This is a genomic window from Methanococcoides sp. LMO-2, from assembly GCF_038432375.1.
Taxonomy (GTDB): domain Archaea; phylum Halobacteriota; class Methanosarcinia; order Methanosarcinales; family Methanosarcinaceae; genus Methanococcoides; species Methanococcoides cohabitans.
On the sequence record NZ_JBCAUS010000006.1, the window covers coordinates 397,702 to 413,015 of the forward strand.

A 15,314-nucleotide genomic window follows, 5' to 3' on the forward strand; every position below is an offset into this window, starting at 1 on the left:
AATGAGAACTCACTTCTTTTTCTCAGGAGAGATAATGCTCATCGTATGAACGTGATAGATCTCCTCGTCATCATAGGCCACAGCGCCTTCTGTAATTGAACCGTGGGTGCCCATTACCTCGAGCATGCTGCCGACCTCATCAAGGAAAGGCTCGCGCATGTTACTCATTTCGAAGATATCGATCAGAGCACTTATACTATTCTTTTGAGGCACATTTGTGATACGGGTCATTATAACACTGTTAATTTAGTACTATTAAAAGCTGCCGAAATAGGTCATTAAGGATATTTCAAGCAAAATGATCCTTTTCAGAGCATCATACCTGCCACATTGATCAGGAAACCTGCCAGCAGTGCCAGACAAATTGTGAACATGGATATCAGTGCAGTATCCTTCCAGCCAAGCTCATGTTTTAGTATTGCAATGGTTGCAACACATGGAACATATATTGTTGTGATGACCGCAAAGGAATACATCTGTATCGGAGTCAGCACCTGGGCAAAGTTCGCAGTACCGGCAAGCACCGCCAGGATCTGCAATGCCATTTCCTTACGAAGCACACCGAATATAAGGGCAGTTGCTGCAAATGCAGGCAAGCCGAACAGACCCACTGACACCGGCTCAACAGCGTTCTCAAAGACATCCAGCACACCCACTGCATCAAGCAGTCCAAGCAGTGCACTGCCTGCCACAAGCAACGGGAATGCCACATAGACGAACTCACGCACACGCAACCAGGTCTTCTGCAAGGTAGCCTTACGATCAGGCCTGCGCAATGGTGCCATCTCCATGATCAGGCCGGTCTTCTCACCAGGCAGCCCTTTTCCAAGGACCCATCCTGTTCCAAAGATGACCACAAGTTCAAGTACGTATATGGAGATCGCTGCCCAGTAACCCACAAAGGTTCCCACAAGTCCCAGGATGATCACGGTCCTTGCAGAACATGGAGTTAGTGCGATCAATATCGACGCTATCCTTCTCTCACGCAGGGTGTTAAGTGCCCTGGTAGACATGATCGCAGGCACATTGCATCCCAGACCAAGGACCAGAGGGATTATTGCCCTGCCGTGAAGACCAACTTTATGAGTCCAGTTATCCAGAAGGAAGGATGCCCTTGTCAGGTATCCCGAATCCTCAAACAATGAGAGGATCACATAGAACACTGCAATATACGGTATCGCAATAGCGAACCCGGCCTCAACTCCCAGGAGGGAATAGATCACCACGTTCCTGAAGATCGGAGATGAATCTGCAAGCATCTCCTCCACAGGGAAGATAAGGTAGGTCTCGAACAGGGAAACAATACCCTCTTCAAGAAAACCTCCAACTGAAAAAACAATGAAAAATGTGATAAGAAGAGCAGAAACAAGACCTGCGATCCCTACATACTCAGAGGTCAGAAGGGAATCGATCCTGTCCTTGAGCGTGGCCTTGCGTTCGACCTGGGTAGTCACCCTGTCAACGACATATCCTGCTTCACCATACAGGTCGCGTGCAATGGTATCTGAGATCTGCATCTCGTGAGCTTTTTCAATCTCTTCGGTAATGGACTCGGATGTCGCAAGCAAAAGGTCTGCATCATGGGGACGACAGCTCAATTTAACGAATTCTTCATCCCTCTCAAGTGCCCTTACCTTGATCCCATAACTTATCTCAGGGAAATCCTCATCCAGTCTCTCTATGGCACGAAGGATGTGATTATCATAATGTACCTTACGTCTGTTCTCAGTTGAAAGCTCCTCACCAAGGGCTGAAAGAACAACCTCATCAAGCCCCAGGCCTTTGGTGGCAACTGTGGGGATCACAGGCACGCCCAGGAAATCTGAAAGTTTATCAATATCAAGTTCAAGGCCCATCTCTTTTGCAGCATCCATCTGGTTCAGGGCCACCACCATGGGAATGTCCAGTTCAAGGAGCTGCAGCGTAAGGTAGAGGTTCCTTTCAAGACGGGTGGCATCCACGACATTTATGATAACATCAGGATACTCCCTCAATAGATATCTTTTTGAGACCTTCTCATCCTCAGTGGAAGCACCAAGAGAGTATATTCCCGGCAGATCCACGACATCGATCTTCTTGGAATCAACGTTGATACTGCCGTGTGTCAGTTCCACTGTTGTACCAGGGTAATTCGCAACCACCACACCGATACCGGTAAGACGTGAGAAGAATGCACTTTTTCCCACACTTGGATTGCCAACAAAGGCAATCGTCATATCATATTTAGAAGAAACAGACCTTTCGGTAACAACTTCGCGATCTGGATTAATTTCTACCACTTCCGCGCGGATACCTCTTTCTTGCACCCAGGCGTACAAAGATCTTCTTAGCGATCTCGTTTCCAAGGGCGATCTCGGTGCCACGTGTCAGGATGGATGTGGATCCCTGTTTCTGCTTGCGCTTGATATCCACAGTTTCCCCGGCTATCAGGCCCAGGCATGTAAGACGCTCTTTGGAAGATTCAGGCAGTGTCATCATGACAACTGTCCCGCTGTCACCTTCCTTAAGATCAGACAATGCAACATAGTTCTCTTTGAAAAGGCAGCATTCATCCTCATCAACCGGATTGCAGTTGATATTATTACTGCCCATAAAACTGCACATGCTTTCCACAACAATGTCCGATACTGCATGTTCAAGCCCACAGGCTTCATTGTGAGATACCTCAGGATCGATGTCAAGGACTTCCGAGAGGAACTTCTCGATCACATGATGCTTACGTCTCAGTTTTCTTGCCTGCAGGAGGCCGTTCTTTGTCAGCCGAATCCCATGATATGGCTGGTGGTCAACAAGCCCTTCGTCCGTGAGCTTCTGGACCATTTCAGAAACTGCCGCCTGAGATACGCCAAGCTCATCGGCTACATCCTTGTTCTTAACAGAAAGCTCGCCATTATTACTAAGCGAGAGTATCGTTTCAAGATATTCTTCAATACGATCTGCAGTCATTTTCGTTCACACTATAATGTAATGAGTGGCTATAACCCATGATTTAGATATATAAATTTTGGTTCTGTATACCGAAAATTATTTGGATTTCACAACCAGGCCATATCCCCTCAGATCACAAATACCATTGCAACTACAACCGTCGTCCAGAGCCCATTTTCGTCCCCCTGGGCACACTGGCAGTAGTGTGTGGTATCAAATATGTAGCCGCTCGCCTTGTAGACCTGCTCCCGCTCTTCCCAGGCAGAGTCAGCATCGAACTCGACACCAAGAGTTGTGGCGAGCATGGTTGCTGCCAGATCCTCGGCATAGATACCTGCGGTCCTCTCATCCTCCCCAAAAGAGTGGTGCTCGGAGATGTATCCGTAGTCCTTGCTCTTTACAGGAACCGCATTACCGATAGCTGCTGCGATCTGGCGCCTTGGCTCATCCGTCTGGTTCCTTGCCATGACACAGTAGACGATCTGCCCCGGGCTTAGCTCAGCAAGCCCTTCCTCTTTTGAGACCACCTCACAGTTCGGAGGCAGTATGCTGGAAACCGTCACAAGGTTGAACTTTTCGATCCCACCGTCACGTAATGCAAGCTCAAATGATGCCAGCCTGTCCTTGTGGACACCGGTGCCTTTTACGACAAATGCTTTTCTGGGGATCATAGAGATGCCTATAAAAGGGAAAGATAAATATGTTTCGATAGATGTTACTGTGGAATTGGGTTAAATTTATTTAGAGATTACTACTATTAATTTTTAGAGTTTTATGAGAAAAATAATGAGCTATTTAATTTTATGTTTAATTCTCTTCACCACAGTAAGTTATTCTGGTTGTTTATCAGAACAACATCAGGACAAAAGACCTGAATTGACAGATATTGACCAACATAAGATCACAAAGATCTACATCAGGAACGGAATGAATGGGGAACTGACAATAACAGATGATAGCATTAAAATAGAAGAATTGATCGAACAGCTTGATAGCTATTCACTGGAAGAAAAAGACAATCAAGAGAATATATATGGATATCACTGTTATATCGATTTATATAAGGACTCCAACAAAATATCAAGAGTAACGATTGTAGGCTCTAAAACTATAGAAATCGATGGAATTTACTACAATGTCACTAATCCACCTGTTGATCTGGAAGCAATCGACATGCTTGTAGATTCAATATCAGAACAGCCTCAGGAACCAGGGATCACTGAGTTGACAGACATCGACCAACATACAATCACAAATGTCTACATCAGGAACGGATTGAGTGGAGAACTGACCACTACAAATGACAGCATCAAAATAGAAGATTTGATCGAACATCTTGATAAATATTCATTGAGAATAAAGGAGAATCAAGAGCCTATAGTTGGGCAAATTTATCTCATAGAGATCTATAGTGATTCCAATAAAATTTCAAGTATAGCTATTATAGACTCTTTCGAGATGCGAATTGATGGGGTTTACTATGATGTTATTGATCCACACATTGATCTGGTAGCAATTGAAGAACTTGTTGACTCCATGTGATGCTTGATTCTTCATACAAAACCTCCTTGAAACAGACCAACATTTATATATGATTTCGGGATTCCATCACCCATACTCTACGGTGATATTTAATGGTAAAAGTCAAGGACCTAAAATGGAAGCAGGACATGCGAGTGTCTGAGCTTGTCGATTCCTACGAACACATCGGATTCCAGAGCGTTGAGCTCCAGCGGGCATCCGAAGTAATAGTGAAGATGAAAAAAGATTCTGCAAAGGTATTCCTGACATTTACATCCAACATGGTCACCTCAGGTCTGAGAGGGTTCTTTGCCCAACTTATCGAGCTGGGAATTGCAGATGTGATCGTCACCACCGTGGGTGGCCTTGAAGAGGACATCATGAAAGCCACAGGAGAGGATTTCCAGATCGGCTCGTTCCAGACGGATGATGTGGAACTCCACGAAAAAGGCATCAACCGTGTGGGAAACCTGTTCATCAAGAACGAGAGTTACATGAACTTTGAGAGCCTCATCGAGAGGATACTCAAACAACTTTACGAAAAACAAAAACACTGGGCCGTTTCCGAGATGCTTCGCGAAATCGGACTGATGCTAGATGACGAAAATTCCATCCTATGCCAGGCAGCAAAAAACAACGTCCCGATATTCTGTCCGGCCATCACCGACGGTGCATTCGGTTTCCACTTGTACCTGTTCCAGCAGGACCACCCTGATTTCATGGTAGATGTTGTCAAGGACTTCGGAAACATCCTGTTCGCAAGCAGCTTCGATGATCGCAAGGGTGTCATCGCACTTGGCGGATCCATATCAAAACACCATGCCATCCTGAGCACACTCCTCAACGGAGGTGCCGAATACGCAGTATATATGACAACCGCCCACCGCACCTCGGGAAGCATGTCCGGTGCCAATACCAACGAGGCAAAGTCATGGGGGAAGGTCAAGGACGAGAGCGATGTTGCCACTGTCATCGGAGATGTAAGTATCACATTCCCACTTGCCATGATACATGCACTTGATGAGCTGGCAGAGGACGGGATACTGGAAAGCCTGAAAAAGACAAATGAGGACAGAGGAGTGGTTGAATGAGCAACTCGAACGTCCCTTCACCAAAATTCACATTATCAAAAAAAGTGGTCCTTGAGCAGTACAACAAGGTCAGGGAGGTCGTGGACATCCCTGCCTTCAGCTCCAAGACGAACCCACGGGTCACCCCGATCATCGAGGAGAACACCGACGGCTTCCTGAGCGTGCATACGACCAATGAGCTCAAGCACATAAAGGACATGTCAAGGGTCCTTTTCCTGGCACAGGGCTGGACTCAGGAGATCGTGGAAGACCTCTACAACAAAGGTATTCGCTGTTTTGCAGTTGACAACGAGTTCGATCTGGACATCCTGCTCTCTACCATGGAGCCCACCGACTGGAAGATCACACTACTGATCCGCCTGAAGCTCAAGGAACATTCCCTGAGGACCGAGAGATACTTCGTATTCGGAATGACCTCCGATGTCATCAATGAAAGAGTAGCTCAGCTTAAGGACGATACACACATCGAACAGCTCGGAGTGCATTTCCACAGGAAGACCCAGAACGTCAATGAGTGGAAGATACAGCAGGACATCGAGGATGTGCTCTCAGAAGAAACACTTGAGGCTATCAATATCCTCAACATAGGAGGTGGACTGCCTTCTGAATATGCCAACACCAATGTCGATGTCATAGGCAGCATCTTCAGGCGTCTCAGGGAGCTTCGGGAATGGCTGCACGAGAAGGACATACAGCTCATGATAGAGCCGGGAAGGTTCATCTCGGCTCCTGCCGGGAAGCTCATCACCTACATCACAGGCGTCTATGACAACAACATCATCGTGAACGCTTCAGTCTATAACAGTGACATGGATGCGATCCTTGTCCCTGTGAAACTGAGAGTTGAAGGTGAGGTCGGCAACAATGCAGGCGAACCTTACGTTATCAAGGGATGTACACCATGCTCAATGGACCTGTTCAGGTACCGTGTGTACCTCAGGGAAGAGCCGAAGATCGGTGATGAGATCACGTTCATCAATGCGGGAGCTTACAATTTCACTTCTAACTTCTGTGACCTGGAAGAGATACCCACAGAGATAATAGAATGATGCCAAATGTTCCAGCCACATAAATTATCAGGCCGATCCATCACAAAATAACATTGCGACCACAAGCAGTGGTCCACTATCTTTTTTGCCTCAGTTTTTTCGTAGTTGCATGAAGAGCTACGCTAAAAGGAAACATGTTATATATAAAAGAGAACATGCAGATATTCCACAGGTCCAAAAACAGCTTTGAAGATATCAAAGTTTATACCGATCATTAATAGAGATCATAAACCGATCTCACAAATAACTATCATAATACACATGGAGATAATCAATGGCAGAGATCAAACACTGGGCAGAGGTCGTTGCTGACGAAGCCCTGGCAAATGGGACAAAACAAAAGATATCCACAGGAATTACACCCTCCGGACACATCCATATCGGAAATATGAGGGAGGTCGTGACCGCAGATGCAGCATACAGGATGCTTGTGGAAAAAGGTGCTGAGACCGAATTCATCTACATGGCCGACAACTTCGACCCACTCCGTAAGGTCTACCCATTCCTTCCGGAAAGCTATGCAGAACACGTCGGAAAACCAATTTCCGAGATCCCATGCCCCTGTGGCGAATGTGACAACTATGCAGAGCACTTCCTCAAGCCTTTCCTTGAGGGACTTGAGAAGCTCGGGATCCACCCGGAGGTCTACCGTGCAGACCAGCTTTACAAGAGCGGAAAGTTCGTTGAGGCCATCAAGACAGCACTTATCAAAAGGGACGATATCGCTAAGATCCTCAAAGAGGTCTCAGGAAAGGATGTTGCACCTGAATGGAGTCCTTTCAACCCGATCTGCCAGGAATGCGGCAAGATCAACACCGCCGTTGTCACAGGATTCGATGCAGATGCTGAGACAGTGGACTATGATTGTTCCTGCGGTCACAAGGGAACAGTACCAATGGCAGGAGGCGGAAAGCTTACCTGGCGTGTGGACTGGCCTGCAAAATGGAAGATGATGAATGTTACAGTCGAACCATTCGGAAAAGACCATGCATCAAGAGGCGGTTCCTATGACACAGGAAAGAGGATCGTACGCGAGATATTCGGACACGAACCACCACAGCCTATCGTCTATGAGTGGATCATGCTCGGAAAGAAGGGAGCAATGTCATCATCCACCGGTGTCGTGGTATCAATTTCCGACATGCTCAAGGTCGTGCCACCCGAGGTACTGCGCTACCTTATCATGCGCACAAAGCCTGAAAAACACATCAAATTCGACCCCGCACAGCCACTGCTCACCCTTGTGGACGAGTACGAGCGTCTCAATGCGAAGGAAGATCTGGAAGGTCTCGACAAGCGTGTGCTGGAGCTCTCACATGCAAAGGGTATCTGCCACACGGATATCCCGTTCAAACACATGACAACAATCTTCCAGGTGGCACACGGCGACTTCGACAAGATCATGAAGATCGTGGAGCGTGCAGGATACGACACCAGCAACGAGAAGTGCATCAGGGAACTCTCAGCCAACGTTTCCAACTGGCTTGAGATGTATGCACCACCATTTGCAAAGTTCAGTGTAAAGGACGAGCTTCCAGAGCAGACCGCAACACTCAATGACGTGCAGAAGGCATTCCTCGGAGCATTCGCAGAGATCATTGAAGCCAGCGGAGAACTTACAGGTGAGGATTACCACAACCTTGTTTACTCCTCAAAGGAAGCAGGTTCCGATCTCCACACCAAGATCGTAGAGAAACTTGGCGCAAGCGAGGAGGAGCTGGAGATCAATCCAAAGGAAATGTTCAAGGCGATCTACACCTCAGTTCTGGGCCAGCAGTCCGGACCAAAAGCAGGATGGTTCCTGTCATCCATTGACCAGGACTTCCTTGCAAAACGCTTCAGTGAAGCATCAACATACAGACCTTAAGAGCATGACACAGGAAACGCCATCCTACACTCATTTCTCGGCATGGGACAAGGAATATTCCCATGTCAGGTGGGGCGGTGCAGCACCGATCGAACCGATCCGCTCCCGCATCCCTGAAGGATGCCGTATCCTTGATGCAGGCTCGGGGAAAGGGCGTCACCTTCTCCCCTTATCTAATTTTTACGATTGCACCGGCATCGATGTATCCCCCACAGCACTGAAAGCCTCAGGGGAATACCTTGCAAAACGAGAACGTGAGGCACACCATGCCGTATCCTCGATCACCCATCTTCCCTTTGCGGACAACAGCTTTGAGGGAATCGTTTGCTTCGGGGTATTGCAGCACCTCATGGAAGACGAACGTGAAAGGGCTGTGGCCGAGTTCAGGCGGGTACTGAGACCCGGAGGTACTATCTTCCTGGAAGTTTTCGGGATACAGGACATGCGATACGGAGGGGATGCCGTTGAACCCCACACATTCTTCCGACAGAGCGGCATCATCTACCACTATTTCACGAAAGAAGAAATAGAGAATCTTTTCCGGGACTTCGGGATACTGGACATCAAAGACGTGATCACAGAAAAAAAGTTCAAAGGCGAGAAACACACCCGCCACATGATAAACGGAACTATTCAACTGGCATCAGAAATAGATGCCGAGATATGCTAAAAGCACTATCAATACCGCTCCGACAACTCCTGCAATTGCACAGACCAATATCGTGACCCACGTGAAGGCAATTTCCAGGCCCAGTGCGAAGTTGGCGATCAGAAGAAGGACCACACCCAATACGGTGTTCACTACCATGTTCTTGACAGTCTTCAGCACCTTGTACAGAAGAAGAGCTATGATGATAGCCACCAGTACTACTACAATTTCTATTACCATGTTTATCTATTGAAAATAGATGTCAACGATATTTAACAGTTACTTCAAAAAGATGCAAGGAACTCACGAAGAATCACTTCAAGATCTTCGGTATCAGAATACTCTTCCACACTGACATTGCCATTGGTATTTCCCAGTATCATAGCAGAGACATTCGCATCCGGTTTATGAACACAGAGAATCGGAATGCCCTTGTGTATCGCTGAGCAGACCTCATAACCCACGCCTGTGGAGGCAAGGCTGACCTCTGCGATCATGCACTCACTTTCCTTCAGGAAACCCATGTCACGTTCGTAGATCTGGCTCTCACTCATGAGAGATTCCGTTTCCTCCACACCATCGTGAGCCACATGCCAGCTCAGCACTTCATGGCCGTTCCTGCGAAGATAACCGCAGATGAACTGGTATACCGGAAGCATCTGCCTGCCTCCGCGGATAGAACCTGACAGGAATATCTTCATAGCACACCCCTCATGTAATGCCCTGCAGTGTATCCATCGGTGATGTCCTTGCATTTGCCGGCCTTTTTCTTCCCGTCCAGTACATTGCGATAACGGCGTGTGACCTTTTTCACCATGGAAGCATCCATTGTCCTTGCCTCGATCCTCACCGCTGACACACCAGACCTGACAAGCTTGCCAAGATTCTCGACCATGCATAGCTCTTTCGAGTTCAGCACATGCATCCTGCAATCATTGTCCATGAGCAGGGGGAAACAATACTCTTTCTCATCATAGAGCTCGAACTCCCCATCCTCACAAAAACGGGGACATCCGCTGCCTGAGCCGAACAGGTCTCCGACCATGCAGTAGCGTGATTCCATGACCTCCAGCCGGCCGTGGATAATACATTCCACAGGACCGCATTGTGCGACATCCTCTACCTGCTCAAGCGACATCTCCGGGGACAATACAACAGAATCTGCACCAAGCTCCTTCATGGCTGCATAGGAATGAAGATTGAAAACGTTCATAGGACTGTCTGCGATCACGGCCATGCCTGCTTCCTTTGCAAGCCTGAACGTACCGTAGTTTGAAACCACTGCACCATCAACCCCAAGCTCCTTTGCAAGTTCCAGTGTCTCCTGCACCCGGCCCATGGAATCGTCAGAAACGATCTTCGGTGTGTTCACGTAGATCTTTCGACCCTCACTTCTGCACCTTTCAAAGGCTTCCTTCAGGTCCAGGGCTTCCCTTCCCCTGAAAACTTCTCCTCCGGCATAGATCACATCTGCACCGCCTTCAATGGCAGCTTCAAGCCTCTGTGGATCATCGACACTTACCACGAGCAGGGGCTTATCAACATTCACTTCTTCGCAGGTTACCTTTGGAACCTTGCATTTGCCTTTCGGGGAACGATGCAATTTTTCTATCCTTGCAGCTTCCAGTCGTGAAACCGCCAGGTTCCTTATGTCGTTAAGGACCTTGATGGGAATGAACACATCACCTGTAACGTTCACATCCATACCTACCGGCTCAAAGACAGAATTACCAAGTTTTGAGAACTGCTGCTGGATCTGCTCTTCAGCGGTCGGCTTCTTCTGGGCAGGCTCGACAACGTAATCTGATTTTACAGACACCGAATTGCCATCAGTGTCCTCCATTTTCAGCTTAAGTGATGAGCCTGCAATGACATCAGAACTGAGCTTCACAGCCACTTTACGAATAGGTTTTGGAGATGTGAAGGTCTTTTTCAGCAAATCCATCAGTGACCTGTCCATAGTTCTGTAGATCAAACTGCCGGAAGGGACCTCTTCAAAGAACGGGACCTCAACAACATCGCCTGCTGTGGCGGAATCGACTTCCTTTCCGTTCAGAACAATACGTGTGATGTTCTCACCTGCATCCTCCAGCCCCTCGGCACCGATACCATCGCCTAATTCCAGCTCAATTGTGAGCTCTACGATGATCCTCCTTTCTTCCTCGTTATAGCCCACAACAGAACCGGCAACCACACCACGATTGTATGGCTGTTCACGGCTCATCATGCCTCTTGTTGAGTCGCCTTTAAGATAAACATCAGTAAAATCCCTGTTGAAAAGTTGTTCAAGTAAAAGTGATTCTTCAGGGGATACGAAGTATGAACCAGGATCTTCCATGTATCGATCGATCAGATTCCTGTATGTGCTCACAACACCTGCCACATATTCCGGCCTTTTCATCCTGCCCTCTATCTTGAAGGACTCAACACCTGCCTCGATGAGCTGGGGCAGCATTTCTGTTGTGTTAAGGTCTTTCGGGCTCAATAAGTAAGGACCCTCGGTCTCTACGACCTGACCGTCCATCTCAAGCTCATACATCTTCCTGCATGGCTGTGCACAATGTCCACGGTTACCGCTTCTGCCACCTATCATGCTGCTCAGGAGACATTGCCCGGAGTAGGATATGCAGAGTGCTCCGTGGATGAAGGTCTCGATCTCAACATTAGTAGCCTGTTTTATCGCCCTGATCTCCTCAAGGGACATCTCTCTTGCAAGCACGACCCTTTTGACACCCAGGTCTTCGAGAAAATGCACACCTTCGGTATTGTGGATGGTCATCTGGGTGCTTGCATGTATCGGAAGTTCAGGAACCAGTTCCTTTGCCATGCGAAGAAGGCCGATGTCCTGTACGATGACAGCGTCAGCTCCATACTCGTTCAGGGAACACAGCAGTTTCGCAGCGTTTTTTATCTGCTGGTCCTTGACCAGCGTATTTACCGTAACAAAGACCTTTACCCCACGAAGGTGAGCGTAGTCTATAGCCTCACGTATCTCCTCAAGGGTAAAATTGCCTGCATAGGCCCTGGCACCCAGAGTCTTAGCACCAAGATAAACAGCATCTGCACCGTTCTCCACAGCAGCGACGAAGGATTCCCAGTTACCTGCAGGAGCCAGAAGTTCAGGTTTTTTGTTCATGTTCAGTCAGTGCAAATGCACGGGTTCTTCCCGCATGTGGGACACACAAGCGGATACTTTTCCAGGAAAGCTTCCTCAAGGTCAATATCAAAAAGGTTAGCCAGCGCACCGATCCAGGCAAAGCAATCTGCAAGCTCTTCCCTCAGGTTCTCCATGTCCTCCCTGCGGACCGCCTCTGCCAGCTCGCCGATCTCCTCGACCAGCCAGAGGGTGGTTGCAGCTGCACCCCTGCGCTTGTCATTATGTGCGTACAGATCGTACATAAGTTTCTGGAATTCTGTGATTTCCATGTTGTAAGCTCCTTGAATTTGATCAGGATTAAATTAGAGCCTGACAGGAATGTTCTTTTTCTGCAGTTCTTCCTTCACATCACGCACAGTGAACTCACCGAAGTGGAAGATACTGGCTGCAAGCCCTGCATCGGCCTTTCCATCAACAAAGCCGCCATACATGTGCTCGGGTTTTCCCACACCGCCGGAAGCGATGATAGGTATCTCCAGCTCTTCTGAGAGCTTCCTTGTGATAGGAATGTCGAAGCCATCGTAGGTACCGTCGCGGTCCATACTTGTCAGCAATATCTCGCCTGATCCAAGTTCCTCGACCTTCTTCGCCCACTGGACAGCATCCAGGCCTGTGGGTTTGCGCCCACCGTAAATCACAACCTCATACCATGCAGGAGTACCGTCCTCAAGCTCAATTATGGTCTTGTCTGGATTGTTCTCAACGTCCGGATTGCGCTTGCAATCGATTGCTGTAACAATACACTGGGAACCAAAAATATCGGAAGCTTCCTTGATCAGCTGTGGGTTCTTCACAGCAGCAGTGTTGATGGATACCTTGTCAGCACCTGCCCTCAGGATCTGCCTGACATCCTCAACAGAGTTTATTCCACCACCCACGGTGAGAGGGATAAAGACCTCATTAGCAGTACGCTCGATCACATCGATCATTGTTGAGCGGCCTTCGTGGGAAGCTGTAATGTCCAGGAAAACAAGTTCATCCGCTCCCTGTTCGTTGTAGCGTTTTGCGAGGTCAACAGGGTCACCTGCCTTTTTGAGATCTACGAACTCGACACCTTTGACAACAGTGCCACCTTCTGAATCAAGGGTGACATCAAGACACGGGATAATCCTCTTTGTAAGCATAGTTTACGTAATGAATGTTCTCTAATTAAATGTTGTTGAAGGATGAGGATATATACAAAAAGAAATGCAGCCATGACCGCTCAGAACGGTATATTTAAACGCTATGAGGCACATAAAAATGGCTAATGTATTTAAAGCGTATTGCTCTTGCAGTCCTGATGCTTCTTATTTTTACCGGCATATCCTCCGCTGCAGATGAATTCCAGTACGAGGAGATCTGGGTCCATCAGGGAGTCTTCGATCTTGCAGACGGGGACCGGGCATCCGCTGAGAAATACACTGTGAAGGTCCATGAGATCAATAAGGAAGATGAAGGATATTCCGCCACACTGCTCCTGTACATTGACGGTGAGTTTCGGAAGAGCTTCTTTGCTGATGATTCGTTGAACAATGAGTACTTCCATGAAAAGGACCTCGAGGTCAAAACACTCTCAATTAAGCCTGCGACGGTAACTCTTGAACTGTACCTCCACGAGTACGAACTTGTCTGGATACCATCAGAAAGTCAGAGGCTTGCAGTGGAAGAAACGGTGGAGACGGACAATGCCGTCATCAAGCTGCTCAATATAAGTGACGGCGTTGCGACACTGGAGGTCACGACCAATGATAAGACCAGGGTTGACGAATACGAAATAAACGATTACAAAAAGTATTCCAATGAAATAATGGCAAGGGTCACATACATCGACATGGTCGATCAGGAGATAAATCTGCAGCTGTACCATCCCGGAAAGCCGGAATTCAAAGTGCAGGTCAACGACCTTGAAGAAGAGTATTCCCCCAACCGTCCCGCCTCTTTCGAGATATACCTGAAGAACATCGGAACGATACCTGCAAGGGGAATTACCATCACCACATCTGCAAGTAATGGCCAGATCGAACCGGAGAGTTATGAGCTTGCAATGCTTGACACGCTCAAGATACACCGGGTACCGATCAGCCTCACATTACCTGAAACTCCGGTCGAGGAGAACATAAGGATCGATGTGAGCGTTGATGGATATGACTACCGCGGGAACAATTACCGGAATATCACAACAGCATATACAACAGTACAACCGTACATCTCCATTGGAAAGACCATCGACACTCATCTTATGGAAGAGGAAGACAGGACCAGAAGAAGGATCATCGTAGAGATGGTGGTCTACAACAATGCAAGCATTGGACATGAAGTGACAATTCACGACCCCCTGCCTTCGGCATTCAAACCTCTTGTAATAGACTCCACGGACTGGACAATATTCATCGGTGCAGGAAGATCAGAGACCATTCAATACAAAGCAATTCCCATGGTAGCCGGGACCTATGATCTTGGACCGGCAGTTGCAAGCTGGTATTCGCAGGGTGAGACATACAGCGTCCTATCGGATGGACCGGCAGTAACCATCGATGTGGAAGGAGCATTGCTGGAGATCGAGAAGGAGGTAAGCCTCAGTGACATCCTCACCGGAGAAGAAGTTGACATGACCGTAACGATAACGAACAGCGGTACCGTTGATGTGGAAGCTTCCATGGCAGAGAAGATACCTGAAGGTTTCAGGCTCGTCAGCGGAGAAAATACATGGGAAGGGACACTTGAAGTGGGAGATAAAAAGCAACTCTCCTATACAATGCTTGCACAGGAGGAAGTCATTATAGACCTGCCACCTGCAATTGTTTCCTACATTGATGAGGATGGTCTTGAGGGAGAATTTGAATCCAATGTTGTGAAACTCTATGTGTATTCACTTGGAACCCCTGACACGACCATCGAAAGTGAGGATATTGATACGAACAGTGAGCCGGTCTCAAGAGCTGAACACGCAACATTCCTGCTATCCTCTTTTGCTACCATAGCAGGTGTGCTTTCCATCATCCCGCTTATTGCATATTATTATATACGCAGGTCGCATTAAATAAATAGAAAAGGATGCAGCAAGCGCATA

Annotated in this window: 15 protein-coding genes; 6 read left to right on the plus strand and 9 right to left on the minus strand. The window is 47.8% G+C overall.

The window, feature by feature from the left end; genetic code table 11:
* Positions 1–9 precede the first annotated feature (9 nt).
* From WOA13_RS09610 to WOA13_RS09625, 4 genes are all read right to left on the minus strand, one after another.
* On the minus strand, positions 10–231 hold the full coding sequence (locus WOA13_RS09610; protein ID WP_342127675.1) for a hypothetical protein: 222 nt from the start codon (positions 229–231) through the stop codon (positions 10–12).
* Positions 232–308: 77 nt separating this feature from the next.
* Positions 309–2,279, minus strand: coding sequence for a ferrous iron transport protein B (gene feoB / locus WOA13_RS09615; RefSeq protein WP_342127676.1), 1,971 nt, complete (start codon positions 2,277–2,279; stop codon positions 309–311).
* On the minus strand, positions 2,266–2,946 hold the full coding sequence (locus WOA13_RS09620; RefSeq protein WP_342127677.1) for a metal-dependent transcriptional regulator: 681 nt from the start codon (positions 2,944–2,946) through the stop codon (positions 2,266–2,268). The genes feoB and WOA13_RS09620 overlap by 14 nt, the downstream gene beginning before the upstream one ends.
* Positions 2,947–3,056: 110 nt before the next feature.
* Positions 3,057–3,599, minus strand: coding sequence for a pyruvoyl-dependent arginine decarboxylase (locus tag WOA13_RS09625; RefSeq protein ID WP_342127678.1), 543 nt, complete (start codon positions 3,597–3,599; stop codon positions 3,057–3,059).
* Between the two features lie 115 nt (positions 3,600–3,714).
* Between WOA13_RS09625 and WOA13_RS09630 the strand changes: the two genes are divergently transcribed.
* From WOA13_RS09630 to WOA13_RS09650, 5 genes are all read left to right on the plus strand, one after another.
* Entirely contained in the window at positions 3,715–4,470 is a 756-nt protein-coding gene (locus WOA13_RS09630) for a hypothetical protein (RefSeq protein WP_342127679.1), read from the plus strand.
* A gap of 92 nt (positions 4,471–4,562) precedes the next feature.
* Positions 4,563–5,540, plus strand: coding sequence for a deoxyhypusine synthase family protein (locus tag WOA13_RS09635; RefSeq protein WP_342127680.1), 978 nt, complete (start codon positions 4,563–4,565; stop codon positions 5,538–5,540).
* The gene (locus tag WOA13_RS09640; protein WP_342127681.1) at positions 5,537–6,589 is read left to right on the plus strand and encodes a decarboxylase; all 1,053 of its coding nucleotides are present in this window, start codon (positions 5,537–5,539) and stop codon (positions 6,587–6,589) included. The genes WOA13_RS09635 and WOA13_RS09640 overlap by 4 nt, the downstream gene beginning before the upstream one ends.
* Before the next feature lie 274 nt (positions 6,590–6,863).
* On the plus strand, positions 6,864–8,456 hold the full coding sequence (gene lysS / locus WOA13_RS09645) for a lysine--tRNA ligase (protein WP_342127682.1): 1,593 nt from the start codon (positions 6,864–6,866) through the stop codon (positions 8,454–8,456).
* A gap of 4 nt (positions 8,457–8,460) precedes the next feature.
* Positions 8,461–9,126, plus strand: coding sequence for a class I SAM-dependent methyltransferase (locus WOA13_RS09650; protein ID WP_342127683.1), 666 nt, complete (start codon positions 8,461–8,463; stop codon positions 9,124–9,126).
* Here WOA13_RS09650 and WOA13_RS09655 read toward each other — a convergent pair.
* The 5 genes from WOA13_RS09655 to hisF are packed head-to-tail and all read right to left on the minus strand — an operon-like array spanning position 9,100 to position 13,386.
* The gene (locus WOA13_RS09655; protein ID WP_048204395.1) at positions 9,100–9,345 is read right to left on the minus strand and encodes a pro-sigmaK processing inhibitor BofA family protein; all 246 of its coding nucleotides are present in this window, start codon (positions 9,343–9,345) and stop codon (positions 9,100–9,102) included. The two genes, WOA13_RS09650 and WOA13_RS09655, sit on opposite strands and share 27 nt — an antisense overlap.
* 44 nt (positions 9,346–9,389) lie before the next feature.
* Positions 9,390–9,806, minus strand: coding sequence for a nucleoside 2-deoxyribosyltransferase (locus WOA13_RS09660; protein ID WP_342127684.1), 417 nt, complete (start codon positions 9,804–9,806; stop codon positions 9,390–9,392).
* The gene (locus tag WOA13_RS09665; RefSeq protein ID WP_342127685.1) at positions 9,803–12,241 is read right to left on the minus strand and encodes a U32 family peptidase; all 2,439 of its coding nucleotides are present in this window, start codon (positions 12,239–12,241) and stop codon (positions 9,803–9,805) included. The genes WOA13_RS09660 and WOA13_RS09665 overlap by 4 nt, the downstream gene beginning before the upstream one ends.
* Positions 12,242–12,243: 2 nt before the next feature.
* Positions 12,244–12,531 (minus strand): MazG nucleotide pyrophosphohydrolase domain-containing protein, encoded by a 288-nt coding sequence (locus WOA13_RS09670; protein ID WP_048204392.1) that lies wholly within the window; start codon positions 12,529–12,531, stop codon positions 12,244–12,246.
* A gap of 33 nt (positions 12,532–12,564) precedes the next feature.
* Positions 12,565–13,386 (minus strand): imidazole glycerol phosphate synthase subunit HisF, encoded by an 822-nt coding sequence (gene hisF, locus WOA13_RS09675; protein WP_342127686.1) that lies wholly within the window; start codon positions 13,384–13,386, stop codon positions 12,565–12,567.
* A gap of 125 nt (positions 13,387–13,511) precedes the next feature.
* On the opposite strand from hisF, the gene WOA13_RS09680 reads away from it, so the two are divergent.
* Complete coding sequence (locus WOA13_RS09680; protein WP_342127687.1) at positions 13,512–15,284, plus strand: COG1361 family protein; 1,773 nt, start codon at positions 13,512–13,514, stop codon at positions 15,282–15,284.
* Positions 15,285–15,314 lie beyond the last annotated feature (30 nt).

Bases quoted from the DNA above. Each gene is read 5' to 3' on its own strand.
- WOA13_RS09610 (WP_342127675.1), bottom strand. From the start codon at position 231: ATGACCCGTATCACAAATGTGCCTCAAAAGAATAGTATAAGTGCTCTG.
- WOA13_RS09620 (WP_342127677.1), bottom strand. From the start codon at position 2,946: ATGACTGCAGATCGTATTGAAGAATATCTTGAAACGATACTCTCGCTT.
- WOA13_RS09625 (WP_342127678.1), bottom strand. From the start codon at position 3,599: ATGATCCCCAGAAAAGCATTTGTCGTAAAAGGCACCGGTGTCCACAAG.
- WOA13_RS09630 (WP_342127679.1), top strand. From the start codon at position 3,715: ATGAGCTATTTAATTTTATGTTTAATTCTCTTCACCACAGTAAGTTAT.
- WOA13_RS09635 (WP_342127680.1), top strand. From the start codon at position 4,563: ATGGTAAAAGTCAAGGACCTAAAATGGAAGCAGGACATGCGAGTGTCT.
- WOA13_RS09640 (WP_342127681.1), top strand. From the start codon at position 5,537: ATGAGCAACTCGAACGTCCCTTCACCAAAATTCACATTATCAAAAAAA.
- lysS (WP_342127682.1), top strand. From the start codon at position 6,864: ATGGCAGAGATCAAACACTGGGCAGAGGTCGTTGCTGACGAAGCCCTG.
- WOA13_RS09650 (WP_342127683.1), top strand. From the start codon at position 8,461: ATGACACAGGAAACGCCATCCTACACTCATTTCTCGGCATGGGACAAG.
- WOA13_RS09655 (WP_048204395.1), bottom strand. From the start codon at position 9,345: ATGGTAATAGAAATTGTAGTAGTACTGGTGGCTATCATCATAGCTCTT.
- WOA13_RS09660 (WP_342127684.1), bottom strand. From the start codon at position 9,806: ATGAAGATATTCCTGTCAGGTTCTATCCGCGGAGGCAGGCAGATGCTT.
- WOA13_RS09665 (WP_342127685.1), bottom strand. From the start codon at position 12,241: ATGAACAAAAAACCTGAACTTCTGGCTCCTGCAGGTAACTGGGAATCC.
- WOA13_RS09670 (WP_048204392.1), bottom strand. From the start codon at position 12,531: ATGGAAATCACAGAATTCCAGAAACTTATGTACGATCTGTACGCACAT.
- hisF (WP_342127686.1), bottom strand. From the start codon at position 13,386: ATGCTTACAAAGAGGATTATCCCGTGTCTTGATGTCACCCTTGATTCA.
- WOA13_RS09680 (WP_342127687.1), top strand. From the start codon at position 13,512: ATGTATTTAAAGCGTATTGCTCTTGCAGTCCTGATGCTTCTTATTTTT.